The organism is Rhodococcus sp. UYP9 (assembly GCF_040547235.1).
GTDB lineage: Bacteria > Actinomycetota > Actinomycetes > Mycobacteriales > Mycobacteriaceae > Rhodococcoides.
In genome coordinates this window covers 161,806-188,571 of the sequence record NZ_JBEPPH010000002.1, presented here as the reverse complement: position 1 = coordinate 188,571, position 26,766 = coordinate 161,806, and the positions used below count along the sequence as shown (strand labels likewise).

Annotated in this window: 25 protein-coding genes and 2 pseudogenes; 19 read left to right on the top strand and 8 right to left on the bottom strand. The window is 62.4% G+C overall.

Annotation, left to right across the window (positions count from 1 at the left end):
• The first annotated feature begins 175 nt into the window (after positions 1-175).
• From ABIB36_RS07200 to leuA, 3 genes are all read left to right on the top strand, one after another.
• A complete protein-coding gene (locus ABIB36_RS07200) occupies positions 176-2,707 on the top strand; it encodes a winged helix-turn-helix domain-containing protein (RefSeq protein ID WP_354560000.1) in 2,532 nt (843 codons plus the stop codon).
• Between the two features lie 111 nt (positions 2,708-2,818).
• Complete coding sequence (locus tag ABIB36_RS07195) at positions 2,819-3,052, top strand: DUF8691 family protein (protein WP_084345665.1); 234 nt, start codon at positions 2,819-2,821, stop codon at positions 3,050-3,052.
• 176 nt (positions 3,053-3,228) lie between these two features.
• The gene (gene leuA, locus ABIB36_RS07190) at positions 3,229-5,034 is read left to right on the top strand and encodes a 2-isopropylmalate synthase (protein WP_354560002.1); all 1,806 of its coding nucleotides are present in this window, start codon (positions 3,229-3,231) and stop codon (positions 5,032-5,034) included.
• Between the two features lie 73 nt (positions 5,035-5,107).
• Here leuA and ABIB36_RS07185 read toward each other — a convergent pair whose 3' ends face one another.
• Positions 5,108-5,392 (bottom strand): SHOCT domain-containing protein, encoded by a 285-nt coding sequence (locus ABIB36_RS07185; RefSeq protein WP_354560004.1) that lies wholly within the window; start codon positions 5,390-5,392, stop codon positions 5,108-5,110.
• A gap of 9 nt (positions 5,393-5,401) precedes the next feature.
• Entirely contained in the window at positions 5,402-5,833 is a 432-nt protein-coding gene (locus tag ABIB36_RS07180; RefSeq protein WP_084345912.1) for a DUF6325 family protein, read from the bottom strand.
• 154 nt (positions 5,834-5,987) lie between these two features.
• Here ABIB36_RS07180 and ABIB36_RS07175 point away from each other — a divergent pair, with 154 nt between their 5' ends.
• Positions 5,988-6,380: an SHOCT domain-containing protein gene (locus tag ABIB36_RS07175; RefSeq protein ID WP_084345668.1), complete on the top strand. Its 393-nt coding sequence runs from the start codon at positions 5,988-5,990 to the stop codon at positions 6,378-6,380.
• Positions 6,381-6,417: 37 nt separating this feature from the next.
• On the opposite strand, the gene ABIB36_RS07170 is transcribed toward ABIB36_RS07175, so the two are convergent.
• Complete coding sequence (locus ABIB36_RS07170; RefSeq protein ID WP_354560006.1) at positions 6,418-7,317, bottom strand: LysR family transcriptional regulator; 900 nt, start codon at positions 7,315-7,317, stop codon at positions 6,418-6,420.
• Positions 7,318-7,389: 72 nt separating this feature from the next.
• Here ABIB36_RS07170 and ABIB36_RS07165 point away from each other — a divergent pair, with 72 nt between their 5' ends.
• Complete coding sequence (locus tag ABIB36_RS07165; RefSeq protein WP_084345913.1) at positions 7,390-8,349, top strand: EamA family transporter; 960 nt, start codon at positions 7,390-7,392, stop codon at positions 8,347-8,349.
• Here ABIB36_RS07165 and ABIB36_RS07160 read toward each other — a convergent pair.
• Complete coding sequence (locus ABIB36_RS07160; RefSeq protein ID WP_354560223.1) at positions 8,297-8,674, bottom strand: nuclear transport factor 2 family protein; 378 nt, start codon at positions 8,672-8,674, stop codon at positions 8,297-8,299. The two genes, ABIB36_RS07165 and ABIB36_RS07160, sit on opposite strands and share 53 nt — an antisense overlap.
• Positions 8,675-8,781: 107 nt before the next feature.
• Here ABIB36_RS07160 and ABIB36_RS07155 point away from each other — a divergent pair, with 107 nt between their 5' ends.
• Entirely contained in the window at positions 8,782-10,065 is a 1,284-nt protein-coding gene (locus tag ABIB36_RS07155) for a Mur ligase family protein (protein WP_084345671.1), read from the top strand.
• Positions 10,058-10,765 carry a type 1 glutamine amidotransferase gene (locus ABIB36_RS07150; protein ID WP_084345672.1) on the top strand — a complete coding sequence of 236 codons (708 nt, stop codon included), beginning with the start codon at positions 10,058-10,060 and terminating at the stop codon, positions 10,763-10,765. Before ABIB36_RS07155 ends, ABIB36_RS07150 begins: the two co-directional genes overlap by 8 nt.
• A 51-nt stretch (positions 10,766-10,816) precedes the next feature.
• Here the strand turns inward: ABIB36_RS07150 and recR are convergent, their stop codons facing one another.
• From recR to ABIB36_RS07135, 3 genes are all read right to left on the bottom strand, one after another.
• Positions 10,817-11,425: a recombination mediator RecR gene (recR, locus tag ABIB36_RS07145; RefSeq protein ID WP_084345673.1), complete on the bottom strand. Its 609-nt coding sequence runs from the start codon at positions 11,423-11,425 to the stop codon at positions 10,817-10,819.
• 9 nt (positions 11,426-11,434) lie between these two features.
• Positions 11,435-11,773: a YbaB/EbfC family nucleoid-associated protein gene (locus ABIB36_RS07140; protein ID WP_084345674.1), complete on the bottom strand. Its 339-nt coding sequence runs from the start codon at positions 11,771-11,773 to the stop codon at positions 11,435-11,437.
• A gap of 102 nt (positions 11,774-11,875) precedes the next feature.
• Entirely contained in the window at positions 11,876-12,310 is a 435-nt protein-coding gene (locus ABIB36_RS07135) for an SRPBCC family protein (RefSeq protein ID WP_084345675.1), read from the bottom strand.
• A gap of 278 nt (positions 12,311-12,588) precedes the next feature.
• Here ABIB36_RS07135 and ABIB36_RS07130 point away from each other — a divergent pair, with 278 nt between their 5' ends.
• Together ABIB36_RS07130 and ABIB36_RS07125 are read left to right on the top strand one after the other, a co-directional pair.
• The gene (locus ABIB36_RS07130) at positions 12,589-14,019 is read left to right on the top strand and encodes an FAD-binding protein (protein ID WP_502944899.1); all 1,431 of its coding nucleotides are present in this window, start codon (positions 12,589-12,591) and stop codon (positions 14,017-14,019) included.
• Positions 14,016-15,332, top strand: coding sequence for a class I SAM-dependent methyltransferase (locus ABIB36_RS07125; protein WP_084345676.1), 1,317 nt, complete (start codon positions 14,016-14,018; stop codon positions 15,330-15,332). The genes ABIB36_RS07130 and ABIB36_RS07125 overlap by 4 nt, the downstream gene beginning before the upstream one ends.
• A gap of 30 nt (positions 15,333-15,362) precedes the next feature.
• On the opposite strand, the gene ABIB36_RS07120 is transcribed toward ABIB36_RS07125, so the two are convergent.
• Positions 15,363-16,301, bottom strand: coding sequence for an oxygenase MpaB family protein (locus ABIB36_RS07120; RefSeq protein ID WP_084345677.1), 939 nt, complete (start codon positions 16,299-16,301; stop codon positions 15,363-15,365).
• A gap of 53 nt (positions 16,302-16,354) precedes the next feature.
• Here ABIB36_RS07120 and ABIB36_RS07115 point away from each other — a divergent pair, with 53 nt between their 5' ends.
• The 10 genes and pseudogenes from ABIB36_RS07115 to ABIB36_RS07070 all read left to right on the top strand — a co-directional run bounded on the left by ABIB36_RS07115 (position 16,355) and on the right by ABIB36_RS07070 (position 26,749).
• On the top strand, positions 16,355-16,945 hold the full coding sequence (locus ABIB36_RS07115; RefSeq protein ID WP_084345678.1) for a TetR/AcrR family transcriptional regulator: 591 nt from the start codon (positions 16,355-16,357) through the stop codon (positions 16,943-16,945).
• Positions 16,946-17,001: 56 nt separating this feature from the next.
• Positions 17,002-17,262, top strand: a complete 261-nt coding sequence (locus ABIB36_RS07110) for an acyl-CoA-binding protein (protein WP_256895493.1) — start codon at positions 17,002-17,004, stop codon at positions 17,260-17,262.
• Between the two features lie 29 nt (positions 17,263-17,291).
• On the top strand, positions 17,292-19,640 hold the full coding sequence (locus ABIB36_RS07105) for an FdhF/YdeP family oxidoreductase (RefSeq protein ID WP_084345680.1): 2,349 nt from the start codon (positions 17,292-17,294) through the stop codon (positions 19,638-19,640).
• 207 nt (positions 19,641-19,847) lie between these two features.
• Positions 19,848-21,344 (top strand): aldehyde dehydrogenase family protein, encoded by a 1,497-nt coding sequence (locus ABIB36_RS07100; RefSeq protein WP_084345681.1) that lies wholly within the window; start codon positions 19,848-19,850, stop codon positions 21,342-21,344.
• Position 21,345: 1 nt separating this feature from the next.
• The gene (locus ABIB36_RS07095; RefSeq protein WP_354560012.1) at positions 21,346-22,281 is read left to right on the top strand and encodes an oxygenase MpaB family protein; all 936 of its coding nucleotides are present in this window, start codon (positions 21,346-21,348) and stop codon (positions 22,279-22,281) included.
• Between the two features lie 76 nt (positions 22,282-22,357).
• Positions 22,358-23,922, top strand: a pseudogene (gene fadD5 / locus ABIB36_RS07090) (fatty-acid--CoA ligase FadD5).
• 281 nt (positions 23,923-24,203) lie between these two features.
• Complete coding sequence (gene mihF / locus ABIB36_RS07085; protein WP_084345684.1) at positions 24,204-24,518, top strand: integration host factor, actinobacterial type; 315 nt, start codon at positions 24,204-24,206, stop codon at positions 24,516-24,518.
• Between the two features lie 52 nt (positions 24,519-24,570).
• A complete protein-coding gene (locus ABIB36_RS07080; protein ID WP_084345685.1) occupies positions 24,571-25,053 on the top strand; it encodes a cation:proton antiporter regulatory subunit in 483 nt (160 codons plus the stop codon).
• Positions 25,054-25,075: 22 nt separating this feature from the next.
• A complete protein-coding gene (locus tag ABIB36_RS07075; RefSeq protein ID WP_354560015.1) occupies positions 25,076-26,242 on the top strand; it encodes a cation:proton antiporter in 1,167 nt (388 codons plus the stop codon).
• Positions 26,243-26,276: 34 nt separating this feature from the next.
• Positions 26,277-26,749: pseudogene (locus tag ABIB36_RS07070) on the top strand (GntR family transcriptional regulator).
• The last annotated feature ends 17 nt before the right edge of the window (positions 26,750-26,766 follow it).

Below are 26,766 nucleotides of genomic sequence, written 5' to 3'. Positions count from 1 at the left end.
AATCACCCAAGATCACCTCGAGTGCAATATTATCGACGCATCCAGCAAACCTCCGTGTGGCCTTTTCGTCGGGAGCCAGTCGTATATGAATACGCTGCATTGCGCCGCACCGAGAGTGCGAAGCCGAAAACCACAGAGATCCGGCGCCACGATTCGGAGACGGCGCCTCCTGACCATGCTCGAACCGACAGGTGACCGCAGCCCCATCGCCGTGATCACGGCGCCCGCCGGTTCAGGCAAAACGACCCTGCTCGTCGATTGGGTCCATACGATCGACGCCGGAGACGACACCCTTCTCGCGTGGATCACCATCGACGAATCCGACAACGACGTGGCCGTGCTCAGAGCGTGCTTCGTCTCGGCGCTCGCCCAGTGTGGATCGCCCCACCTCGCTTCTGCTGTCGAATCCCTTCCATCCGTGGGGGATCCGTCCTACTCGGAGTTCAGCGCACTGTTGGTCGAGGCCATCGAAAGCGTCGACGCACAGATCTGCCTGATATTCGACGACGCCCATCTCTTGCACAACCGTGAAGTACTGGCCCTTCTGGGTGCGTTTCTGCGTTGGCCCCCATGTAATCTCCGGATCATCGTCGCTGGACGATTCGAACCTCCACTCGCACTGCAGAAACCGCGGCTCGACGGACTCGTCCGTGACATCTCCGCAGCAGACTTGGCATTCACCACCGATGAGGCGTCGGATATGTTCCAGCGATCCGGAATCGCCCTTGCCCGAGGCGATCTGGTAAAGGTCATGAACCGGACCGAGGGCTGGGCAGCGGGTCTGAGGCTGGCTGCGATGACGCTGAGCGGTGGCGCGAATTCTCCCGAACTCATCGACGATTTCACCGGAACACAGCACACGGTCGCCGACTATCTCGTGAACGAGATCTTGGCCGGACTCCCCGACGATGCTCGTACGTTCCTGATCGAGACCTCCGTACCCGAATGGTTCACAACCGATCTCGCCGAGAAGTTGACCGGCCTCGGGGGTGCGCAGGCCACCATCGATCACCTGCTTGCGCAGAACTTTCTCATCGATCAGATCCCCGGATCGGAACCCACCTATCGATATCACCCGCTGATGCGTGGCTATCTTCGTGCCGAAATCTGTCGCCTCGGCGCCGGGCAGATCAGAAGCCTCGAGCGCGTCGCATCATCCTGGTTCAGCGACTACCGGCAGCCCCTGCAGGCTCTGCAGCACAGCGTGCACGCTGGTGATTCGAAATCGATTCTCGACATCGTCAGCGAGTCCGGTCTCGGACTCGTACTGCGAGGCAACGCTTCGGAGGTTCTGACCGCTATCGACGACAGCCCGGCTCCGGTACGTCGACACGATATTGTTCAGTTGATCAGCGCTGCAGCACTATTGGCCATCGGAAGTGTTGCGCCGGCAACCTCGACGCTGACGGCGCTCCGGCGCAGGCCACTCGACGAGCTTGCAAGTTTCGATTTCGAGATTTTGCGTCGAACTCTCGAGGTTCATGCGAGGGTGCACGTCGGCAACGACATCGAGGACGCTTTATGTCGCTTACGCGAGCTGGAGTTCGGCGAATCCGGTTCGCCCGAACTCGATTCGTACGCGCTGCTGATCGCCGGACTCGCCGAGTTGCATCTCGGTCGACCCACCGAGGCACAGCGCTGCCTCGAGGACGCGGTAGCGAACGGTCGGGCTGGAAATCTTCCGGCGGTTGTCACGACCTGCCTGGTGACCTCTGCCGGGATCTGCTTTCTCACCGGTAGATTGACCGAGGCCCTTGCTCGTGGCCAGCGCGCCGTCACCTACGCACGCCTACACTCACTGACCGATACTCCGCTCTTCTCGGTCGCCGAATCGCTCGAACTTCTCGTTGCCCATATCCGTATGACGCCGACGTCCGTGGCACCGGAGGATGTGTGGTCGAGCATCGGTCGATCCGCTGATTCCGCCGTCGCGCAGTACGGAAAGCGCGCGGCCCTCGTACTGAACGGGACGATCGAGGAGGTGAGCGCCGCAGGCCGTGAGTGGATCGAGTCGGTTCAGCCGGTGGTCCCCGCCTACGAGGCACTGCTGGCGCCGATGGTTCAGCGTCGATATCTGACGGCGGGCGAAACCCTCTGGGCAACCGAGCTGATAGCTGTCACGAGGCGACGGCTCGGCAAGGTCGGCGAGGTTGCCCTGTTGTCCGCCGAGATCCACCGCGTGCACGGACGCTTCGACGTCGCGGACTCCGAACTGGCGGCGATCCTGGGCGGTCAGCTCCCATGCGCCAGCTTCACAACTACCATCCGCGCTGCAATCACTGCTGCAAAGGTCGCGCTGGTACGACGCAATCCGGCACGCGCGTTCGAGCTCGTGTGCCGCGCTCTTGCCGAGGCCGAACCCGAGGCGATACTGCTGCCGTTCGCCGAGGGCGGCGCCGCTTTGCGGGACCTTCTCACGCACAATCGCGGACGGTTCGGTCTGCTCGAACCATTCGCAGATCGCGCCCGCGAAGTAGTACCGAGGCATCCTCCTGCGGCCGAGTCGAGGATGTCGGACGCACTGACACCCCGCGAACTGGAATTGCTCCGCGAACTGCCGTCCTGGCGTACGGCCGAGCAAATCGCGTCCGATCACTTCGTGTCCGTCAACACCGTCAAGACGCATTTGCGTGGCATCTACCGCAAGCTCGAGGTCAGATCACGACGCGACGCGATTTCCGCCGCGCACGAACTCGGTCTGCTGTGATGCGCCGATCGGAGACGTGGGGCGGGTTCACCATCTGCGGGTGATGCCGCGGCGGCCGGGGGCGCGGAACCTGGTAGTAACGCCAGCAGCGGACCGCGAAGGAGCAGCACCATGGCTCAGCCCGCCGATATCAACACCCGCAGAGTTCGGTACGAATTCCTCGTCGAGGGTGAGCTGTCCGAACGTGCGCAGGCTGCCTTCCCCGATCTTGCCACCACCGAAGTCCCGATGCCGTTCACCCGGTTGTTCGGTCCGGTGGACGACGAGACTGCCCTGCGCGGGATGCTTGCGCGTTTCGACGCGTTGGGACTGACCGTCGTGGAGTTGCGAAGACTTCCCGATTGAACTTTCCTTGCCGACCCCGGCACGAGGTTTGCGCTCGCGGTAGTACACTTCTATTCATGCAGCGTGCGCTCCTCCTCGATCGCCGCGACGGGGTCTGAATCAGACTGGCTTCCCGTCGCGGGGTTTTTCGCGCCGGTCGATAACCATTTCAGCCAGTAACTTCGGAGATTGAGCCAATGTCACCAGCCGACGCATTCACCTCGAGAACGATTACTCCTCCCTCGCGGCCCGCTCCCAGCGACCAGCCTGCGTGGAACACCCAGAAGAACTCCTCGATGCCGACGTACCGGTACCTGCCGTTCGCCGAGGAGGTCGAGCCGATCACCCTCCCCGACCGCACGTGGCCGGACAAGGTGACGGACCGGACTCCGCAGTGGTGCGCGGTCGATCTGCGGGACGGTAACCAAGCGCTCATCGACCCGATGAGTCCGGCACGCAAGCGACGTATGTTCGACCTGCTGGTCCGTATGGGCTACAAGCAGATCGAGGTCGGATTCCCCTCGGCGAGCCAGACCGATTTCGACTTCGTCCGCGAGATAATCGAAGACGGCGCCATTCCCGACGACGTGACGATTCAGGTTCTGACGCAGTGCCGACCCGAGCTCATCGAGCGCACATTTCTCGCGTGCGAAGGTGCACAGAACGTCATCGTGCATTTCTACAATTCGACGTCGATTCTGCAACGTCGTGTGGTGTTTCGTGCGGAGCGCGACACGATCAAGAAGATCGCCACCGACGGCGCACGTAAATGCCTCGAGGAATCCAAGAAGTACCCGGACACCGACTGGCGATTCGAGTATTCCCCGGAGTCCTACACCGGGACCGAGCTCGCCTACGCCAAAGAGGTCTGTGACGCCGTAGTCGACGTCATCGATCCTTCACCAGCCAAGCCCATCATTCTGAATCTGCCTGCAACGGTCGAGATGGCCACGCCGAACGTGTACGCGGACTCGATCGAGTGGATGAGCCGAAATCTCGACCGCCGTGACAGCGTGATCCTGTCACTGCACCCGCACAACGATCGCGGAACCGGCGTGGCTGCTGCCGAGCTCGGCTACCAGGCGGGCGCAGACCGTATCGAGGGATGCCTCTTCGGCAACGGTGAACGCACCGGCAACGTATGCCTGGTCACCTTGGGTCTGAACCTCTTCACCCGCGGCGTCGATCCGCAGATCGACTTCTCGAACATCGACGAGGTGCGTCGAACAGTCGAGTACTGCAACCAACTCCCCGTTCACGAGCGTCACCCCTACGGCGGAGACCTGGTGTACACGGCATTTTCAGGAAGCCATCAGGACGCCATCAACAAGGGCCTGGACGCGATGAAAGTGTCTGCCGACGAACAGAACTCGGATGTCGGCGAGATCACCTGGCAGGTCCCCTACCTGCCGATCGACCCGAAAGACGTAGGCCGCACCTACGAAGCCGTCATTCGCGTGAACTCGCAGTCCGGCAAGGGCGGCGTCGCCTACATCATGAAGTCCGATCACGGTCTCGCGCTGCCGAGGCGGCTGCAGATCGAGTTCTCGCAGGCTGTTCAGCGCATTACCGACGGCGAGGGTGGCGAGGTGTCCCCGAAGGAAATGTGGGATGTCTTCGCCGAGGAGTACCTGAGTCCGGTACGTCCGCTCGAGCGCATCAAGCAGCGCGTCATCGCGGCCGAAACGGACGGCGGAACCGACAGCATCGTCGCGACGATCTTGCTCGACGGCGTCGAGCAGGACATCACCGGATCCGGCAACGGCCCCCTTGCTGCTTTCGTCGACGCGCTGTCGACGGTCGGTTACGAGATCAGCGTCCTCGACTACTCCGAGCACGCGATGTCTGCGGGCGACGACGCCCAGGCAGCTGCCTACGTCGAGGCCTCGGTCACCGGCCCCTCCGGCACTGCCGTGACGGTGTGGGGTGCTGGTATCGCGACGTCGATTACAACTGCATCGTTGCGTGCTCTCGTTTCCGCGGTCAATCGCGCCCTGAAGTAACTTCGGCCGATCACTCGGGCCCTTCTCCGCCTAGGCGGAGAAGGGCCCGTATTTTTTCCACCGCCCCCGGGGATCAGGCGAGGAGCTTTGCTTTCGCTGCCGCGAACTCGTTCGCGTCGAGTACGCCTGCATCGCGCAGCGCAGCCAGTTTCTGGATCTTGCCGACGAGGTCGTCCTCGGCTGGAGGTGCGGCTACTGGTGGCGGTGGTGGCGGTGGCGCCTGTTGTTGCTCCTCGTGCGATTGTCTGCGACGGTTCATCGCGTTGGACGTCGCATTTGCCGTCCCCGCGACGACCGCGGTGCGGGCTACCGTCCCCAGTAGCCCAGGCCTGCCGACTCGTCCTCGTCCGAATACCATGTGTTTCTCCTAAACCAGCGCTGCAGCGAGCGCAATTTCGACTGTTTCGCGTGGAATTTGAACGTGCAGTGCGACTTCGCCACCTGCCGCGCGTGCTGCATTCGCGAAGGTTCGGGCCCAGGTCTGCTCGTAGACGAGAACTGCGGCGGAGGTCCCCGGTTCAAGGGACTCACGCACGACGTCGAGGTCCTCGTCGCTGATCAATGCCTTGGCTTCGAGCGAGAGGATCTCGAGACCCACGTCTTCGAGTTTCTCGTCGACATCGACCTGACGATAGGTTCCGTCCGGTCTTCGCCCGATGAACACCAGATCGAGAAGCGACACCGACCCCTGGGCGATCACGCTTTGCAGCGCCTCCACCACCTTGGGATTTGCTCGATCGCCGGGAAAAGTCATGACCAACAGGCCAACCGGCCCTATGTCGAACACCGTCTCACTCATCGAAATGATATTTCCTTGCATTCACCGACGGCGGCATCATCCGACACGGGTGAATTCACCTGTTTCGGATGATGATCTTGCTCGCAGATGAGTGCGACACTAAGGCGCAAGGCCTTTCACCAATTTCTTTCACCGGAAATTGGTCTCACTCGAAATGGAGCATCGAATCGTGGATTCGTTCTGGGATTTCCTTTGGCTGATCATCGTCAGCTTCGCATTCATCGCCTATCTCATGGTGCTGTTCTCGATCATCGGAGACTTGTTCAGGGATCACAAGAGCTCTGGATGGGTCAAGGCCATCTGGGTCTTCTTCCTGATCGTGGCACCGTTCATCACTGCGCTGATCTACCTGATCGCCAAGGGTGGCGATATGACCAAGCGTCAGGTAGCGGCCATGCAGCACATGAAGGACGAACAAGAGCAGTACATCAAGCAGGTCGCTGGACGCACCTCCGCCGAGGAGATCGCACATGCCAAGGCACTTCTCGACAGCGGAACCATCACCGATGAGGAATTCTCGCAACTGAAAGCCAAGGCACTACAGTAGGCAGATTCTTCGCATCTGACCGGATAGGCATGGCACGTCATGCATTTCCGGTCACCTGCGAAGCCTCCGCACGAAAAGCCTCGATGACCGCGGCGACGGCCGGGAGCCTGTGCGCTCCCGGCCTCGTCGCGAGTTCGTAGATCCGTCCGGCCTTCACACCCTTCAACGGCAGTCGCACCAGCCGCGGATGCACCACCGCAAAACGTGGCATCAGCGCGACGCCGTGACCGCGGGCCACGAGTTCTTCGGTCACTCGAAAATCATTGATGCGCTGAACAACTCGTGGTTGCACTCCGGTAGCTGCAGCGACCGAGAGCAACACGTCGTCGACCGGGAAGCCGCCACGCACGCTGATCCAACGCTCTTCCGCCAGCTGCCGCACATCTACCGAACCCTGTCCTGCCAGTGCATGATCGGGTGGCAACACCAGATCGATCGGTTCACGCATCAGCGGCACGACTTCGATACGCATGGCCGCGGTCGCCGGGGCAACGTCATCACGATGAGTCAAGACGACGTCGTAGTCCGCAAGAAGCGCCGATACGGACGATGCGGGGAGGTCCTCGTCGCTGGCGTCGACGCGAGTTCCGCTCCCGCTCAATCTGCCCAGCACACCAGGAAGCAGTAGCGCCGCGCCCGATGGAAACAGCGCGACGCGCACGCGTCCACGCGGGGAGTTGCCGTACGAGGCCATCTCCGCTGAAGCTCTGTCCAGTGCTGATATGACCTCGTCGGCGCGCAGCACGAGTGCGTGCCCGGCATCGGTCAATCGCAGCCTTCGGCCGTCGGGTTCCAACAGTGTCACACCGGCTTCTTTGGCCAACAGTTTGAGCTGCTGGGACACCGCGGACGGGGTCAAGGACAGTGCCGAAGCCGATGCCGCGACCGTCCCGCGGTCGGCCAGCTCCCGAAGGATCCGCAAGCGCTCGACGTTCATGAAGTAAAGCTTAATCATTCATGCGGATTTATTAGATTGTGCTGATGTTTTCTACCGGTCACGATAGTGACCGTGAACAACCGCGATCGACTCCTCGGGCTCACTGTCGCGGTGCTGTGGGGGCTCAACTTTCTTGCCATTCGGGTCGGGCTCGATCACTTCCCGCCGTTCTTCTTCGCCGGTCTTCGGTTTCTCGTCATCGCGATCCCGGTACTGCTGTTCGTTCGTCCGCCGAAGGTACCGATCGCATGGCTTCTGCTCTACGGGTTCGGCTTCGGGTTTCTACAGTTCGCTTTTCTCTTCGCAGCGATGAATGCCGGGATGCCCACCGGGCTCGCCTCACTCGTGCTGCAATCCTCGGCGCCGTTCACGATCGTCCTCGGCGCTCTGCTACTTCGTGAGCACGTCGGTCGGCGCCGAATAGTGGGTATCACCGTCGCCGTCGTGGGAATGTCCCTCATCGGTTGGGACCGAGCACAGGCCGCGTCGTTGCTGCCCGTCGTACTGACGTTGCTCGCCGGCCTCGGTTGGGCGTTCGGCAACCTCGGCAACAGGCTTGCCAGGTCGAGAGAACCGATGCGGCTGATGCTGTGGATGTGCGTGATCCCGCCGCTTCCGATGCTTGCACTCTCGGCTGCCGTAGAAGGACCATCCACGGGGTGGCGTGCCCTCGGTGACTCGTTCAGCTCGTCGGGTTGGCCGGCGCTCGCCGGTCTCACCTACATCGTGCTGCTGGGCACGATCGCCGGATCGGGTCTTTGGACGGTACTGATCAGTCGCCACCCCGCGGGTGTCATCGCACCGTTTTCCCTGCTCGTCCCCGTCGTCGGCATCGCCGGGGCGTGGATCTTCCTCGACGAGTCCCCGAGTGCCTTGTCTCTGATCGGAGCAGCTGTCGTCATCGGTGGCTGTCTCGGTGGAATGACCGGAACTCGGGGAACGGCCGGGGCTGTGAACCCGGGGCGTGATCGACCTCGGTTCAGGGAAGCTGAACCATGTCTTCCTGACCCCAGATTGCGCGCATCGAAGTGATCTTGCCCTCGTCGTCGAACTCCATCACGTCGATCGGCGAGATCTCGAGCATCTTGTCGCCGAACTTGGTTGTCAGCTTGAAGTGGAACGCAGCTGTGCTCGCCGCGATCCGCACCGTCAGCACCTCTCCGGTCTGCTCCATCGATTCGACCACGGCATAGAACTCCCTGATCGAGGCCTCGGTGGTCTTGACCTCGGTGCCGACCGGATCTTCCACCGTGGCTCCCTTCGCGTACAAGGCCAAGACGTCGTCGACAGTGCCGTGCGCGACGGCCTGGACGTATGCGTCGACCGTCTTGCGGATGACATCGGCAGTTGGAGCCATGAAAAGTAGTCCCTTCATCGTTTTTAGAACATGTTCCAAAATCAAGATAGCGGTCCGAGGCAACTTCCGAGGAGAGTTCATCGGCCAGTCTGTGCCAGACTCGGCGCATGGTTCGAGCGGGTGAGCGCAGAGCGGCGATAGGTGCACGCGGAAGGCTGGCACTACGAGCAGCCGAGGCTGCAACGTGGGCGTCACGCAAGGCAGGCCGGGGCAAGGGATCGATGATCGGGGGCCTCGTCGCCCTCAAGATCGACCCCGACATCCTGACCGGCCTCGGCTCCGGCCGTCGCACGGTTGTGGTGACGGGTACCAATGGAAAGTCGACGACGACGCGGATGACGGCGGCGGCACTCGCTCCCCTCGGAGAAGTAGCCACCCAGGCCGACGGCGCCAACATGGATGCCGGAATCGTTGCGGCCCTGTTCGCGCATCTCGATGCACCGATCGCTGCGCTGGAAGTAGACGAACTCCACGTCCCCCACGTGTGCGACGCGGTATCCCCCGACGCTGTAGTACTACTGAACCTCAGCCGCGATCAGCTCGATCGCGTCGGCGAGATCAACATGATCGAGCGCAAGCTGCGCGCCGGTCTCGCACGGCATCCCGAGACCGTCGTCATCGCCAACTGTGACGACGTCCTCGTCACGTCTGCCGCGTTCGATGCCCCCAACGTCGTATGGGTGGCGGCAGGAGGCGGCTGGGCTGGAGACTCCGTCAGCTGCCCGAGGACCGGAGAACCGATCGTCTGGGACGGCGACCACTGGTACAGCACCGGCGGCGACGTCGGAAACGGCGTGGCCTTCGAGCGTCCGACGCCCGACTGGTGGCTCGACGACGAAAATCTGTACGGGCCGAACAGTCTGAAGATTCCGATGAGCCTGGCTCTACCGGGTAGAGCCAACCGCGGTAACGCAGCTCAAGCCGTCGCCGCTGCCGTGACTCTCGGTGCGAGCGCGGTCGAGGCCGTTGCCGCGGCGTCAGGAGTGGACGAGGTCGCGGGCCGTTACTCGACAGTCCAGTACGGACGTCATTCCGTGCGTCTGCTTCTCGCCAAGAATCCCGCGGGATGGCAGGAAGCCATGTCGATGATCGACCCCACCGTGGACGGTCTGGTCATCGCCGTAAACGGTCAGGTTCCCGATGGGGAAGACCTCTCTTGGCTGTGGGACGTACGATTCGAACACTTCGAGAACGTCGCCGTCGTTGCTTCCGGAGAACGCGCCACGGATCTCGGCGTCCGCCTGCTCTACGCCGGTTCCCCACACACGACCGTGACAGATCCACTGAGGGCCATCGCATCCTGTCCGCCCGGACGCGTGGAAGTGCTGGCCAATTACACCGCGTTCCGCGACCTCGGCCGCGCGCTCGCACGCGAGGTGCACGATGTCTGAGTCCACCGTTCGGATCGGGCTCGTCCTGCCCGACGTCATGGGAACCTACGGAGACAACGGCAATGCGCTGATTCTCCGGCAGCGTCTTCGCATGCGCGGTATCGATGCCGAAGTCGTCCACATCACCTTGCAGGACCCTGTCCCCGAGTCACTCGACGTCTACACCTTGGGCGGGGCCGAGGACTCGGCGCAACGATTGGCGACGCGTCACCTCTCCCGATACCCCGGACTGCAGAATGCGGCCGCACGCGGTGTTCCCGTCCTCGCGATCTGCGCGGCCATTCAGGTCCTCGGACACTGGTACGAAATATCCTCCGGCGAGCGCGTCGACGGCGTGTCACTGTTCGACGTCACCACCAAGCCGCAGGCGACGCGGTCGATCGGTGAGGTCGTCACCGAACCTGTGCTCTCCGGGCTCACTTCGCATCTGACCGGCTTCGAAAACCACCGTGGTGGAACGACACTCGGCGCCGACGCTTCCCCACTGGGGAAGGTCACGCACGGCGTCGGCAACGGTGTCGGTGACGGCCGCGAAGGCGTCGTACAGGGTTCTGTGATCGGGACGTACATGCACGGACCGGTACTCGCGCGCAATCCCGAGTTGGCGGACTACCTCCTCGAACGTGCGCTCGGATCGCCGCTGGCGCCGTTGGAACTCCCCGAGGTCACCCAACTGCGGAAGGAGCGGCTCAGCCGCTAGGGCCTCCCGCTGGTCCGTGAAAGGCCGGCGGAATCGAACGCGCTGATCAGGTCAGAGCACTCGACGCCCCGTCAGTGCCCGACCCAAGGTGAGCTCGTCCGCGAACTCGAGATCCCCACCCATCGGTAGACCCGAGGCCAGCCGGGTGATCGACAGACCTGGGAAGTCGCGCATCGTCCTGGCCAGATACGTCGACGTTGCCTCACCCTCGGTGTTCGGATCCGTGGCGATGATCACCTCGGATACATCGACGCCGTCGTCCTGGTTTCCTATTCGCACCAACAACTCTCGAATGCGAAGTTGGTCGGGGCCTATGCCGTTCAGGGGATCGAGGGCACCACCGAGCACGTGGTAACGGCCTTTGAACTCCCGTGTTCTTTCCACTGCCTGAACATCTTTGGGCTCTTCGACGACGCAGATGATGCTGCGATCGCGTCGAGGGTCGGCACAGATTCGACACAGCTCTTTGTCGGAGACAGTGCCACACACCGTGCAGAACTGGACGCCGTCGCGGACCCGTTGCAGTGCTTTCAGTAGCCGATCGATGTCGGGTGGTTCCACGCTCAGCAGATGAAACGCAATGCGCTGAGCGCTCTTGGGTCCGACACCTGGAAGTTTTCCGAGTTCGTCGATCAGATCCTGAACAGGACCTTCGTACACGTGTCGGCCCTAGAAGCCGGGAAGGCCGAGCGAACCGCCACCGAGCCCACCAGTGAGCGGACCGAGCTTGTCTGCCGCTACGGTCTGAGCGGATTTCGACGCGTCGGCGATCGCACCGATGATCAGATCCTGCAGTGTTTCGACGTCGTCCGGGTCGACGACCTTCGGGTCGATCGTCAGGCCGACGAGTTCGCCTGTGCCCTTCACCGTTGCGGTGACCAATCCTCCGCCCGCCTGCCCGCTCACCTCGATCTCCGCGATCTGGGCTTGTGCGGCCATCAGTTGCTGCTGCATTTGTTGCGCCTGCTGCATGATCGACGCGATGTCGGGCTGCTCACCGGGTTGCACTGTGGTGTCCTCTCGGTTCGGTTACACATCTCAGCCTAGCCGCGCCCCGCTCAGGGGAGCGCGGCCCAGCATCCATACACGTGCGTGTCGCCGTACGGCGTTCTATCGAATTTCGCGTTCCAGGTTCGCCAACGTCTGCGCCTGGATCTTCTTCAGTCCGAGCGGTGCGAAAGTTTTTTCGAAGAATCCGCCGATGCCACCTGCGCCTTTCCACTCGGTTGTCGTCGTTACCTCGGACCCCGTACCTGACCGGGTGATCGTCCAGGTCGTGACCATCGTGGAGTTGGCGTCCCGCTCGGTGATCTTCGATCCCGCGACCGTCACGGTGGCCAGGACGTTGCGCGAGCGCTTCGAGGTTGCCTGCAGTGTCCACTTGGCCACCGTGCCGTCGCCCTGACCACCCTCGACAACTACGTAGTCGAGGTACTGCTCGGGAAGAATGCGCGGGCGCACCGTTTCGTAGTCGGCGAGCGCGGCCAATACCTTGTCGGGCCCCTGAGCGACGGTGATGGAGCTACTTGCACTTACCCGAGCCATGATCTGTCCCCTTCGATGAATCCGTTTCGAGATCGAAGCACCATCCTGCCCTTCGTCGAAGCAGCGCCAGCCCAGCGGTATGCGGCGATGTGACAGGGTTCACCAACTTTTATTTAGCCGTGCAAAAGACATGCAAGACGAATCTATTTGCCCGATTAGTCCGTTTACAATGACGCTTTCGAGCAACGTTTACGTGAAATTTTACGTACGAGGACGCATTCTCGGTGGCCCTCGACCTGCAGTAGAGATAGCGTCAGCCTGTGGCTTCCGTGAACGTGCTGACGAGACGACGACCCGAACCTCGAGAGATCGGATTCGCCGCGTATCGCGCCGGGTTCGACGCACTACTCGCAAGCTACCGAGCAATCCCCGAGGACGCGACGGTGCGCCTGGCGAAGAAGACCTCGAATCTCTTTCGAGCACGAGCAGGCTCGACCGCCCCCGGACTCGATGTATCGGGGCTGACCGGAGTCATCACGGTGAACCCGACGGATCGGACAGCCGATGTGGCCGGAATGTGCACCTACGAGGATTTGGTCGACGCGACGCTGCAGTACGGCCTGGCCCCGCTTGTCGTTCCCCAGCTGAAAACCATCACGCTCGGCGGTGCCGTCACCGGCCTCGGGATCGAGAGCACCTCTTTCCGCAACGGACTTCCACACGAATCCGTTCTCGAGATCGACGTCCTCACCGGAAACGGCGAGATCATCACCGCGACGCCGGGCGGTGAGAACGCCGAACTGTTCCGGGGTTTCCCCAACTCGTACGGCACCCTCGGATACTCGACCCGACTGAAAATTCAACTCGAACCGGTAAAGCCGTTCGTCGCTCTCCGTCACGTGCGCTTCCACGACCTCGACACGATGCAGTCGACGATGGACACCATCGTTTCCGAGCGTACGTACGACGGCATCGAAGTCCACTACCTCGACGGCGTCGTGTTCTCCGCCGACGAAAGCTACCTGACACTGGGCACCCAAACGGCCGAGCCCGGCCCGGTCAGCGAGTACCACGCCGGCCCCGACGTCTTCTACCGCTCGATCCAGCACGACGGCCCCGAACCGAAGACCGATCGACTGACGATTCACGACTACCTGTGGCGTTGGGATACCGACTGGTTCTGGTGCTCACGTGCCTTCGGCACCCAGAACCCGAAAATTCGACGCCTCTGGCCGAAGAAGTATCGACGCTCCAGCTTCTACTGGAAGCTCATCGGCCTCGACCGCAAATACGACATCGCCGACCGCCTCGAGGCCCGCAAAGGAAACCCACCGCGAGAGCGCGTCGTTCAGGACGTCGAAGTTCCCATCGAGAACACCGCTCCGTTTCTGCGCTGGTTCCTCGACGAAATCCCCATCGAGCCATTGTGGTTGTGCCCGTTGCGCCTTCGCGATCCGGCACCGGACGGTGCCGAGGGTGCGCGACCATGGCCGTTGTATCCCCTCGAACCCGACAAGACGTACGTCAACATCGGTTTCTGGTCCTCGGTCCCTATCGTTCCCGGCCAACCGGAAGGTGCCACCAATCGTGCCATCGAACACAAGGTCACCGACTTCGATGGGCATAAATCGCTCTACTCGGATGCTTATTACTCCGAGGCAGAGTTTGCCGCGCTGTACGGCGGCGAGAAGTTCGAAGAACTGAAGAAAAAGTACGATCCGAAGTCACGTCTGTTGGACATGTACTCGAAAGCGGTGCAAGGAAAATGACAACGTTGAAAGAATCCACCAGTAGCGACGCGAGCCGCACCCACAAGCTCACCATCTCGGAGATTCTCGAGCTGCTTTCCGACGGAAACATCCCCCTCCGTTTCAGCGCTTACGACGGCAGCGCCGCCGGTCCGGAGGATGCCGCGCTCGGACTCAAGCTCAAGAGTCCGCGCGGCACCACCTATTTGGCGACCGCCCCCGGTGACCTCGGCATGGCCCGCGCCTACGTATCCGGCGACCTCGAGGCCGAGGGCGTACATCCGGGAGATCCGTACGAGTTGTTGCGGGTGATGGGAGACGAGCTGCACTTCCGCAGGCCGTCCGCCCTCACACTCGCCACGATCACCCGCTCTCTGGGCTGGGACTTGTTGCGTCCCATCGCGCCGCCGCCACAGGAGGCGATTCCGCGGTGGCGTCGAATCGCGGAGGGCTTGCGCCACTCCAAGACTCGTGACGCCGAGTCGATCTCGCACCATTACGACGTGTCGAATACGTTCTACGAGTACGTACTCGGAGAATCGATGACCTACACCTGTGCCGCATACACCTCACCGGAGCAGTCCCTCGAGGAGGCACAGGAGAACAAGTACCGGCTGGTGTTCGAGAAGCTCGGATTGAAGGAAGGCGACCGACTGCTCGATATCGGGTGCGGCTGGGGCTCGATGGTCCGCTATGCCGCACGACGTGGCGTCAAGGTCATCGGCGCAACTCTTTCACGCGAGCAAGCAGACTGGGCACAGAAGGCCATTGCCGACGAAGGGCTCTCCGAACTCGCCGAGGTTCGCTTCTCCGACTACCGCGACATCGCCGAGACCGATTTCGATGCGGTGTCTTCGATCGGCCTCACCGAGCACATCGGGGTGAGCAACTATCCAGCGTATTTCAGCTTCATCCAGTCGAAGTTGCGCGACGGTGGCCGAGTGCTCAACCACAGCATCACCCGCCCCGACAATCGAAGCCACGCCAAAGCCGGATCGTTCATCGACAGGTACGTCTTTCCGGACGGTGAGCTGACCGGCTCGGGGCGCATCATCAGCGAGATGCAGGATGTCGGCCTCGAAGTGCGGCACGAGGAGAGCCTCCGCGAGCACTATGCCCTCACGCTGGCCGCGTGGTGCCGCAATCTCGTCGACAACTGGGACGCGTGCGTCGCCGAGGCCGGCGAAGGAACCGCCCGCATCTGGGGCCTCTACATGGCCGGCTCACGTCTGGGATTCGAACGCAATGTCGTTCAGCTGCACCAGGTTCTGGGCGTCAAGCTCGGACCCAAGGGTGAAGCCGGTCTCCCACTGCGGCCCTGGTGGGATGCCTAGGCCGCTTCTGTGGACAGGTGAGCGGAACCTCTAGACCCGAGGACTGTAGTGCTTCGGATCGTTCCGCTCACCGATCGGCGGAAGATTGCGTGCCGGGGTTTGGGGTAGTGCCGCGTCGGCCGGAATGCGTCCGGTCGCGCGGTCCCAACCGGCTCGTCCTCTCGGGTGCATACGGTATCGACGAGGCACCACGGCGAATGCCTTGTCGACCAGCTTTCCCACGGTGGAGAAGATTCGCACGTCACGCTCGGTCCAGTTGTAGCCCAACAGATCTCGTATCGATTGATCGTAGAGACCGACGGTAAGCCACACGAAACCTCGCGCGACCGGTCGCCGGAGAACGGCCCAGATCGGCGCTGGAATCCACGACGCGTACGGCGGCGGCCCGAGCCCCGACAGATCCAGGACGTCGCGAGTGGCCTTGTTGTCTTCCAATACCTCGCGGCACATGTACCTCCAGTACACCTGGAAGTCCTCCCAAGTCTCGGGGACCGGCCGCATGCTCATCCCGTACAACCGGTACCACTGAACATGTTCGGTGAACAGTTGGCGTTTCTGTTCTTCACCGAGGCCACCCATGAAGTGGTCCGCCGTCAGAACGGTCCCCATGAAGAACGTTGCGTGCGCCCAGTAGAAGGTGTCCGGGTCGAGCGCGTGATAGCGCCTACCTTTGGCGTCGACGCCTTTGATGTTGTCGTGATATCCACGGACGGCCAGCGCAGTTCGTTCGGCCCGATCGCCGTCGAAGACCACGCCGCCGATCGGATACAGCGATCGGTACAAGCGCTGCCAACGTTCGTCGAAGAAGATCGAATGCTCCTCGACGCCTGCACCGAGCCCGGGATGCATGTTCTGCATGGATCCGGCCCATACCCCCTGCAGCATGCCGCGCCAATCGCCGAAGTACTTCCACGTCAACGACTCGGGCCCCAGCGGAATCGGCCGATCGACCCCAGACTGACTACACATGTTGTCAGACTAGGATTCGACAACATCCGTAGTCAATAGAGACGAGGTGACTCGTGAACATCGACGAACGCCGAAGGCACCGTTACACGACGCTGCTCGACGTCGGTGTTGCACTCCTCGGCTCCCCGGGCGGACCCGCAGTCAGCGTCCGTGCGGCCTGCCGGAGCGCCTCCCTGACCGAGCGATACTTCTACGAGAGCTTCACCGACCGCGACGAGTACGTCCGAGCCGTCTACGCCCACGTCGGCCTTCGGGCCCGTGCTGCCATCGAGACCGCCGTCGCGACCTCCACCGAAGAGGACAGGGCCGCAGCACCGGTCCGCGTCTTCGTCGAACTGGTCCTCGACGATCCCGCCGTGGGCCGAGTCTTACTGCTGGCACCACTGTCCGAGCCTGCCATCAGCCGAAGCGGAACCGCCCTCGTCCCCACCTTCGTCGACCTGGTTCGTACGGAACTGACCGGCCTCGACGCCGAAGACCAGCATTTGGTCGCCATCGGTGTCGTCGGAGCGCTTACCTCCTTGTTCGTCGGATACCTCGACGGAACCGTCACTGCGACGCGGGAGAAGTTTCTCGCTCATTGCGTCCGCCTCGTCGCCGATGCCGGACGAACGGCCCATCAGCACGCCGCTCGCGTGCCATGATCGTTCGACAGGAGCATGTGTCGCAAAACTGCGTCGCAAAACAAGGGAGCCGAACAGTGTCCGATCTCGAGCAGTCGTTTCAGCAGGCCCAGATCGACGTGAAGACGCTGACCTCCAAGCCCAGCAACGACAACCTTCTCAGCTTGTATTCGTTGTTCAAGCAAGGTTCGAAAGGCGATGCCGAGGGTAAGCGCCCGGGAAGACTGGACATGGTCAATCGCGCCAAGTTCGACGCATGGGCGAAGCTCGAAGGAACGAGCCAGGATTCGGCGAAACAGTCCTACGTGGACTTGGTTGCCAGGATGCTCGGCAAGTAGCGGCTTCGCCCGACCCGAAAGGACTCAGCATGGAGCGTCACGAAACCGAGCTCGACATCGGCACACCGAAGACTCATGCTGCGGGCCTGACCGCCGTCGCGGTGTCGATGAAACGCGCGCTCGGCCACATGGGTCCGGTTCGGACGGCCAAGACTCTTCTCGATCTCAACCAGGCCGAGGGCTTCGACTGCATGAGTTGCGCATGGCCGGATCCCGACCCCGGCCATCGTCACGTCGCCGAGTTCTGCGAAAACGGCGCCAAGGCGGTGGCCGAGGAAGCGACGACGACGCGTGCGACCCCCGAGTTCTTCGCCTCTCACACCATCGCCGACCTGGACGGCCACAGCGAACACTGGCTCGGGCAGCAGGGGCGCATCACCCATCCGATGGTGAAGCGGCCAGGCAGTCAGCATTACGAATCGATCGAGTGGGACGACGCGTTCGGGCTCATCGGCGAGGAACTTCGATCGCTCCCCGACCCCGACGAGGCAATTTTCTACACCTCGGGTCGAGCATCGAACGAATCGGCTTTCACCTACCAACTCTTCGCGCGGGCATTCGGTACCAACAATCTGCCCGACTGTTCCAACATGTGCCACGAGTCCACCTCGATCGCATTGCAGGAGACCATCGGCATCGGTAAGGCCAGCGTGACGCTCGACGACGTATACGACGCCGAGCTGATCATCCTCGCCGGCCAGAATCCGGGCACCAACCATCCCCGCATGTTGTCGGCGCTCGAGAAGGCGAAGCAGAACGGCGCGAAGATCCTCTCGATCAACCCACTGCGTGAAGCCGGTCTGGTGAACTTCAAGAACCCGCAGACCGTCCGCGGAATGGTCGGTCCCGGTACGGACCTCTCCGACATGCACTTGCCGATCAGAGTCAACGGAGATCTGGCGCTGTTCCAAGCGTTCGGGTCGTTGCTCGTCGAATGGGATGCACTCGACCACGAGTTCGTCGAGGCCCACACCGCAGGGTTCGACGCGTGGCGCGAGAACGTGCGCGCCCTCGACTGGGACGTCGTCACCGAATCCACCGGATTGACAAGGGAAGTCATCACCGAGGCTGCACGTATGCTTCGTGATTCGAAGGCCACCGTCTTCTGCTGGGCCATGGGTTTGACCCAGCACCGCAACGCCGTCGCCACCATCAAAGAGCTCACCAATCTGGCTCTGGCACAGGGCAATATCGGCAAGGCCGGCGCCGGCCTGCTGCCCGTCCGCGGCCACTCCAACGTGCAGGGCGATCGCACCATGGGGATCTGGGAGCGAGTCCCGCAGCACTTCCTCGACTCCATCGAGGCCGAATTCGGTTTCGATCCACCGCGCGAGAACGGTCTCGACACAGTCGACTCGATCCGCGCGATGCGTGACGGTAAAGCCCATTTCTTCCTCGGACTCGGCGGCAACTTCGTTCAGGCGACGCCGGACAGCGACGTCACCTTCGAGGCGATGCGCGGTATGCGCATGACCGTGCACATCTCGACGAAGATCAACCGTTCGCATCTCGTTTGTGGCGAGACTGCCCTCATCCTCCCGACACTCGGCCGCACCGAGCAGGACGTGCAAGCCTCGGGTCCGCAGTGGATTTCCGTCGAGGACTCCACCTGCTCGGTGCACTCTTCTCGCGGCCCGTTGAAGCCTGCCAGTGCGCACCTCCGGTCCGAGGTGGCCATCCTCACCGGCATCGCCGAGGCCACCTTGGGTGACCGTCATGGCATCGACTGGAAGGGCATGCGCGAGGACTACCGGAACATCCGCACGCACATCTCTCGCGTCGTACCGGGTTGCGAAGGATACGAGGTCAACGTACGCAGGCCAGGCGGTTTCGTTCTCCCACATCCACCGCGGGATTCGCGAACCTTTGAAACCGACTCAGGGCGAGGCGAATTCACCGCGCTGCCGATCGATGTTCTACATGTCCCGGAAGGCCACCTACTACTCCAGACGCTCCGGAGTCACGATCAGTTCAACACGACGATCTACGGCCTCAGCGATCGCTACCGAGGAATCGAAGGTGGCCGACGCGTCGTGTTCGTCCACCGCGAGGACATCGCCGCACTCGGCTATCGGGACGGCGAGTACGTCGACCTCGTCACCAAATGGGACGACGACGACATCGAGCGGTGTGCCTCGAACTTCCGGATCGTCGAATACGACACTCCACGCGGATGCGCCGCCGCGTACTACCCGGAGACCAATCCGTTGGTTCCCCTGGACTCGACGGCGGTGGGAAGCAACTGTCCGACATCGAAATCTGTCGTCATCGAGCTCGTTCCTGCCGGGACTGCCAGCACCGCAGGTCGCGGTCCCCAGGCCGACGTGAGATCCGACGAGGTCCACAAGTCCCATCCGCAGCCACATCATCTGAGTTAGGCCCCGCCCTCGAGGTGCCCTGTCAACCGCTCGGCCCCGTCCACGAACTGGCGACGCATCAGCGCCGAAGAGGAATCACGCGAGCTTCGAACCACCCGCGACCCGGTTGGTTGTCGGCACTGCACACCCCGCATAGTGTGAGCCAGACAACAGTAAATCGCATCGAATATACGTGATGCGATTGCACAGACCGGGAGGATTCGGCCCATGACGGACCAGGTCACGCAGATGAAAGTTCGAATGTTCGACAGTCTCGATCCGAGGACAGGCGACGTGCTGGCCAGCTATCCGATCTCCGACGACGCTGCAGTCCTGGCCGCCGTCGACCGCGCTCGGGCAGCTTCTCGGTGGTGGGATCTTCAGGGTTTCACCGGACGTAAGAATTGGCTGCTCGAGTTCAAGAACGCGATCGCCAAGGATGCGCAGAGCCTTGCCGCAGTCATCGCCGCCGAGAGCGGCAAGCCCGATGAGGATGCGATTCTCGAGGTCATGATGGCCGTCGAACACATAGATTGGGCTGCACGGAACGCCGAGAAGACGTTGAAGCAGCGCAGGGTGCCCTCGGGGCTGATCAGCGCCAATCAGAAGGCCTATGTGGGCTACCGGCCGTACGGTGTCGTCGGCGTCATCGGGCCGTGGAACTACCCGTTGTACACCCCGATGGGTTCCATTGCGTATTCACTCGCGGCCGGCAACGCCGTGGTGTTCAAACCGAGCGAGCTCACCCCGGGTGTCGGTGTGTGGCTGGCGAAGAAGTGGGAATTACTCGCGCCGACACAGCTGGTGTTCCAGACCGTCACCGGTGACGGATCGACCGGCGCTGCGTTGTGCACTGCGGGAGTCGACAAAATCGCCTTCACCGGGTCCACGGCAACCGCCAAGAAGGTCATGGCAACGTGCGCCCAGTCGCTGACCCCGCTCGTTGCCGAGTGTGGCGGCAAGGACGCCATGCTCGTCGACGCGGACGCCGATCTCGATGCAGCCGTGGAGTTTGCAGCATTCGGCGCGATGGGCAATGCGGGTCAGACCTGCGCGGGTGTCGAGCGGATCTATGTCGCGGCTCCGGTGTACGAGAACTTCGTCGACAAACTTGCTGCGGCCGTGTCAGCGTTGAAGCCCGGCGGTGCCGGATCCTCCTCGTACGGTCCGATGACTCTCGGAAAGCAGAGCGACATCGTCCGAGGCCAGATCGAGGATGCTCTGGGCAAAGGCGCGCGTGCTGTCGTCGGCGGCCTCGAGTCGCTGCGCGGCCCGTACATCGACCCCGTCATTCTCACCGACGTTCCCGAAGATTCGACTGCGATAACGGAAGAGACCTTCGGTCCGACGGTGGTCGTGAACAAGGTTCGTGATCTCGACGAAGGTATCGAACGCGCCAACGCATCGGTGTACGGACTCGGCGCCTCGGTCTTCACCAAGGACATCGAGGCCGGACGACGAGCAGCGGAAAGGCTCGATTGCGGCGTCGTGACGGTCAATTCCGTCCTCGGGTTCGCCGGCATTCCTGCTCTGCCGTTCGGTGGTACCGGCGATTCCGGTTTCGGTCGGATCCACGGCGCCGACGGACTCCGCGAGTTCAGCACCGTCAAATCACTTGCCGTACAGCAATTCGCGATACCGCTGAAGCTGCTCACGATGAACCGCAAAGCACGCGACATGAAGATCTCGAAACTGATGCTCAAACTACGACACGGGAGAGGCTGACATGGATGTCACTCCCAAGCGCGGCCGGTACGGGTGGTTGCGGCGAATAGAGGAACTCGACCCGAAAGTGGACAACCACGAGATCCATCTCATCACCGCAGGCTGCGAGTTTCCGTGGGACTACCAACGCGCTCTCGAATTCGCCCTGTTTCGGACGTACTGTGTCCCAACCATCTCCGAACTGTTGGAAAAGACAGGCGAATTCGAGAATCGACCACAGAAGCGCTACGACGACACCTCGCTCCTGATGGCGGAGATGCTCGAGCACGGTTACGACTCCGAGAGGGGACGCGAGTCACTGCGGACGATCAATCGAATGCACGGCAAGTACGACATCGACAACGACGATTTGCTCTATGTCCTGACCACGTTCATCTACGAGCCGATCGAATGGATCGACCGATACGGCTGGCGTCGGCTGCACCCGAAGGAACGCCTGGCCACGTTCTACTTCTACCGTGAAGTCGGAATCCGGATGGGTATCAAGAACATTCCGGAGTCCTACACCGAATTCGCGCGATTCAAACTCGACTACGAGCAGCGCACGTTCCGGTACACCGAGGACAACCACCGCGTCGGGAAGTACACCCTCGACTTGTTCTGCTCATGGTTTCCGACGGCACTGCATCCGGCGGTACGGCAGGGTGTCTATGCGCTGATGGACGACAAGATGGCGCACGCGTTCGGCTTCCCGGCCGGCTCACCGACTCTGCGTCGCATCGCGGTGGCGAGTTTGCGCGCCAAAGCGCGCGGGGAACGATTCATGCCCAAGCGTAGGCATTCGAGAACCACCGACGATTCCAAGAACAAGACGTACCCCGGCTACCCGCGCGGCTACCGTCCGAGCCAGCTCGGTGTGCTCGCCGATCCGTCGACGTGTCCGTACACACCCGAACACAGTGTCGGTCCACGAGCGGAGCACCCCGCGACACTGTGACCGGTGAAGATCTTCAGTAGCCGCCGTGTGCGCTTCGACCCCCGACAGCCGGCACCGTGCGAAAGAGGAACCAGCAATGGACCCATCCGATCCCAGCCAGGAGCCACAACGTTCGGTTCGCAACAATTGGAACAACCAGGTTCGTCGACACGCCCTGATGAATCCGGACGGGCTCGCGCTGCGATTCCTCGGTGAATCCACCACCTGGCGCGAGCTTTCCGACCGGGTTGCGAGGTTCACCGACGTCCTGAGCCGACGAGGGATCGGCGCCGGAGATCGCGTTCTGATTCTCATGCTCAACCGTCCCGAATACCTCGAATCGGTCCTGGCAATCAATGCGCTCGGCGCACTGGCAGTACCCGTGAACTTCAGGATGACCGCCCCTGAGGTCGCGTTCCTGGCCGACAACAGCGGTGCGACGCTACTCGTCACCGACCAGCCACTGTCTCCACTTGCCGAAGTAGTTGCAGCGCAATCGGATTCCGTGACAGGAACGATCACGGTCGGTGCGGAGTACGAGGGGTTGCTCGTCGCCGCCGAACACGCCGCACCCGTCGACGTCCCCGATGATGCACCGGCATTGATCATGTACACCTCCGGCACCACCGGCCGACCGAAAGGTGCTGTGCTGACCCACGCCAACATGCAGGCGCAAGCACTGACGTGCATTCGCGCACTGCAGATGCACGGCGTGGACGAAATCGGCTTCTGCGCGTCACCGATGTTTCACATCGCGGCCCTCGGCAGCCTGGCCCCGAGTCTGCTGCTGGGGGTACCGACCGTCATCCACCCAGTCGGCGCATTCGATCCCGCAGCGCTGCTGGACGTCTTGGAATCGGAGGGAGTCACCACGCTGTTCCTCGTGCCCGTGCAGTGGCAAGCGATATGTGCCGAGCAATCGCGAGTTCCACGCACGGTGAAGCTTCGCGTCATATCCTGGGGCGCCGCCCCGGCGTCGGACACGATCCTGAAGGCCATGTCGGCAACGTTCCCCGATGCACTCAACGTCGCGGTATTCGGCAGACCGAGATGTCACCCATCACCTGCGTTCTCGACGGAGCGGACGCACTGCGCAAGCTCGGTTCCGTCGGACGCGTCGTCGCCACTGTTTCGGCCCGTGTGGTCGACGACGACATGCAAGACGTCACTCGCGGGGAGATCGGTGAGATCGTCTACCGGGGACCTACTCTCATGCGTGAGTACTGGCAGAACCCCGACGCCACAGCCGACGCGTTCGGCGGTGGCTGGTTCCACTCCGGGGACCTGGTCCGTCAGGACGACGAGGGTTTCGTCTTCGTCGTCGACCGCAAGAAGGACATGATCATCTCCGGCGGCGAGAACATCTACTGCGCCGAAGTGGAGAACGTCCTCTTCTCACATCCGCGAATCCGCGAAGCTGCAGTCATCGGGCGCACCGACGAGACCTGGGGTGAGGTTCCCGTTGCCGTAGTTGCCCTGACCGACGCTGCCGGGGCCCCGGATCCGACTCTGGAGGAACTCGGGGAGTGGCTGGGCGAGCACCTCGCACGGTACAAACACCCGAAGGAGCTCGTGGTCGTCGACGCTCTCCCCCGCAACGCCAGCGGCAAGGTCGTCAAAGTCGCACTCCGAAGCACGTATTCACCTGCCGATGCGAACTGACCGGACGATGAGCCCGATCGGCTTCACGCGCCACCGAGACCGCCGTCTACTGGCGTCAGACGAACCGAAGTGACACAGTTGCCGAGATCCGGATCCGCCCAACTGCTGGTCGGGGCGTACCCCGAAAGCGAAAGGACGTAGCCTGGCGGTGAAGGATCGGTGGCTCACTCCGAATGACACGCGTGTCGTTCGAAAAGATTGTCCGAGCCACCAGGCACGATGCAAGAGGGTCCCGACCATGTCATTGAGCGACGGGTCACCACTATCGAGGAGATAAGGCCATGGCTTTACCAGTATTGACTCCGGAACAGCGCACCGCGGCGTTGGCCAAGGCGGCCGAGGCACGTACCGCCAGGTCGAAGCTGCTGGCCGCCGTCAAGTCCGGCGAGCTGAGCGTCGCTGACGTTCTCGCAAAGGCCGAGGGCGACGAGATCGTCAAGAAGACCAAGGTCTCCGCACTGATCAAGGCACTTCCGGGTGTCGGCTCGGTGCGCGCCGCACAGCTGCTCGAGCAGCTTTCCATCGCAGACACCCGCCGTATCGGTGGACTCGGCGCCAACCAGCGTGAAGCACTGCTGGCCGCTGTCGCGTCCTGACCGAGAGGCTCTAGGCGGTACGGGTCATACCGACTGGGGTTAGCATTCCCCTATGAATGTCGAAGTGACCCTGCTGCCCGGGATCGGGGTGCGGAAGGATTTCGCCCTCGCATCTGGGCGTCGCATCGGTGTCATCACACGCAAGGACGGCGTGAACGAGCTGATCGTTTCGCGCATGGATGACCCCGACGCGACACAGGCGTCCATCACACTGAGCAATGAGGAAGCGGCGGCGCTGGGCAATTTGCTCGGCACGCCGCAACTCATTGCTCAGCTCGGGGAAGAGCACCGTGAACTCCCCGGTATCCACACGCGACAGCTCCGCATCAAAGAGGGCTCGCGATTCGACGGCCGAACTCTCGGCGACACCACGATGCGCACCAAGACCGGTGTATCCATCGTCGCGGTCATGCGCGCCGGGCAGGTCCAACCGTCACCCAATCCTGATTTCCTGATCGTCTCCGGCGATCTGCTCGTTGCTGTCGGTACGGCAGAGGGACTGGATGCAGCCACAAAGCTGCTCGGCAATGCATAAGAACAAACAGGGCTGATTCCCTATGGCCGAAAGCGCACTCGCGCTGACCGAACTCGGGGCAGTGTTCTTCGCACTCGGCCTCCTCGCCAGGCTCGCCGGACGCATCGGTGTCTCCCCGATCCCCTTCTATCTCCTCGGCGGACTGTGCTTCGGCAACGGCGGCTTCATCACCCTCGACGGTATCGACGAATTCAGTGAACTGGCCAGCGAGATCGGCGTCATACTTCTGCTCTTGCTGCTCGGGCTGGAGTACACCGCCACCGAGCTCGTCACCGGGCTGCGCAGGTCGTGGATGGCCGGTGTCGTCGATATCGTCCTCAACTTCGCGCCGGGAGCCGTCGTCGCGCTCATGCTCGGCTGGGGTGGCGTCGGCGCACTTGTTCTCGGCGGCGTCACGTACATCTCGTCCTCGGGGATCATCGCCAAAGTTCTCACCGATCTGGGCCGTCTCGGAAACCGGGAAACACCTGTCGTCCTCTCGATCCTCGTATTCGAGGATCTCGCGATGGCGATCTACCTGCCGATACTGACAACAGTCCTGGCCGGGGTGGGCATTCTGGGTGGCTTCGTCGCGGTCGGAATCTCGTTGCTCGTCATCACCGTGGTGCTGGTGGTCGCGCTCAGATACGGACGATTCGTTTCAGCCGTCGTCGACAGCCCCGACCGCGAGGTAGTTCTGCTCACGGTCCTCGGATCAGCGTTGGTGGTAGCCGGCATCGCCTCCGAGTTGCAGGTATCAGCCGCAGTCGGCGCCTTTCTGCTCGGCATCGCCATCTCCGGATCGACCGCGGACAACGCAACCCGCATCCTCGAACCGTTACGTGATCTCTTCGCCGCCATGTTCTTCGTCGTGTTCGGCCTGAACACGGACCCCTCGACCATTCCGCCCGTCCTCGGCTGGGCCGTCGTCCTGGCCGTGGCAACAACGGTCACCAAGGTCTTGACGGGCGCCTGGGCCGCTGGTCGGCAAGGCATCGGTAGGCCTGGACAGCTGCGCGCGGGCGCAGCTTTGGTCGCGCGCGGAGAGTTCTCGATCGTCATAGCGGGGCTCGCTGTTGCCGCAGGCGCTGTCGACGGCGAACTGGCTGCTCTCGCGACCGCGTACGTGCTGTTGATGGCGGTACTCGGACCGGTCGCTGCACGCGTGGTCGAGCCCCTTACGAAGTCCTTGATCCGGCCCCGGAGTTGAGTGCAGACCTACACACCGTGATTGGCTGATCGTCATGGCAGGCAGAGCGCGCACGACTTCCGCAGCGACAGCGCTTTCTCGGCGGCCGCAGCTGTCCGAGGACGTCGCCAATCATGTGCGGCACCTCGTCATGTCCGGCGAAGTTCGCCCGGGTGACTACATCCGATTGAACGAGACCGCAGCCGAGCTCGGTGTCCGTGTCACGCCGGTTCGAGAGGTTTACTGACACTTCGGGGCGAGGGAATGGTCGAACTCGTACCGCATCGCGGATACGTGGTCTCGGCACTGGCCGAGGCGAGCAAGTTGGCATGGTTTCTGAACAACGCGACCCGCTACACCCCCACCCGCCTCTATGCGTCGGACCCCGAATGGGGCCGCGCGGCGGTGAGCAACCATGAACAGCTGATCGATGCCTTGGACGTCGGCGACGTCGATGCGGCCTGCACTTCGATGCGCAAGCAATTCACCGACGGCGCCGAGCGTTTGGTCGCATACCGCGAGATGTGAGTGGGAATACGTCGTGT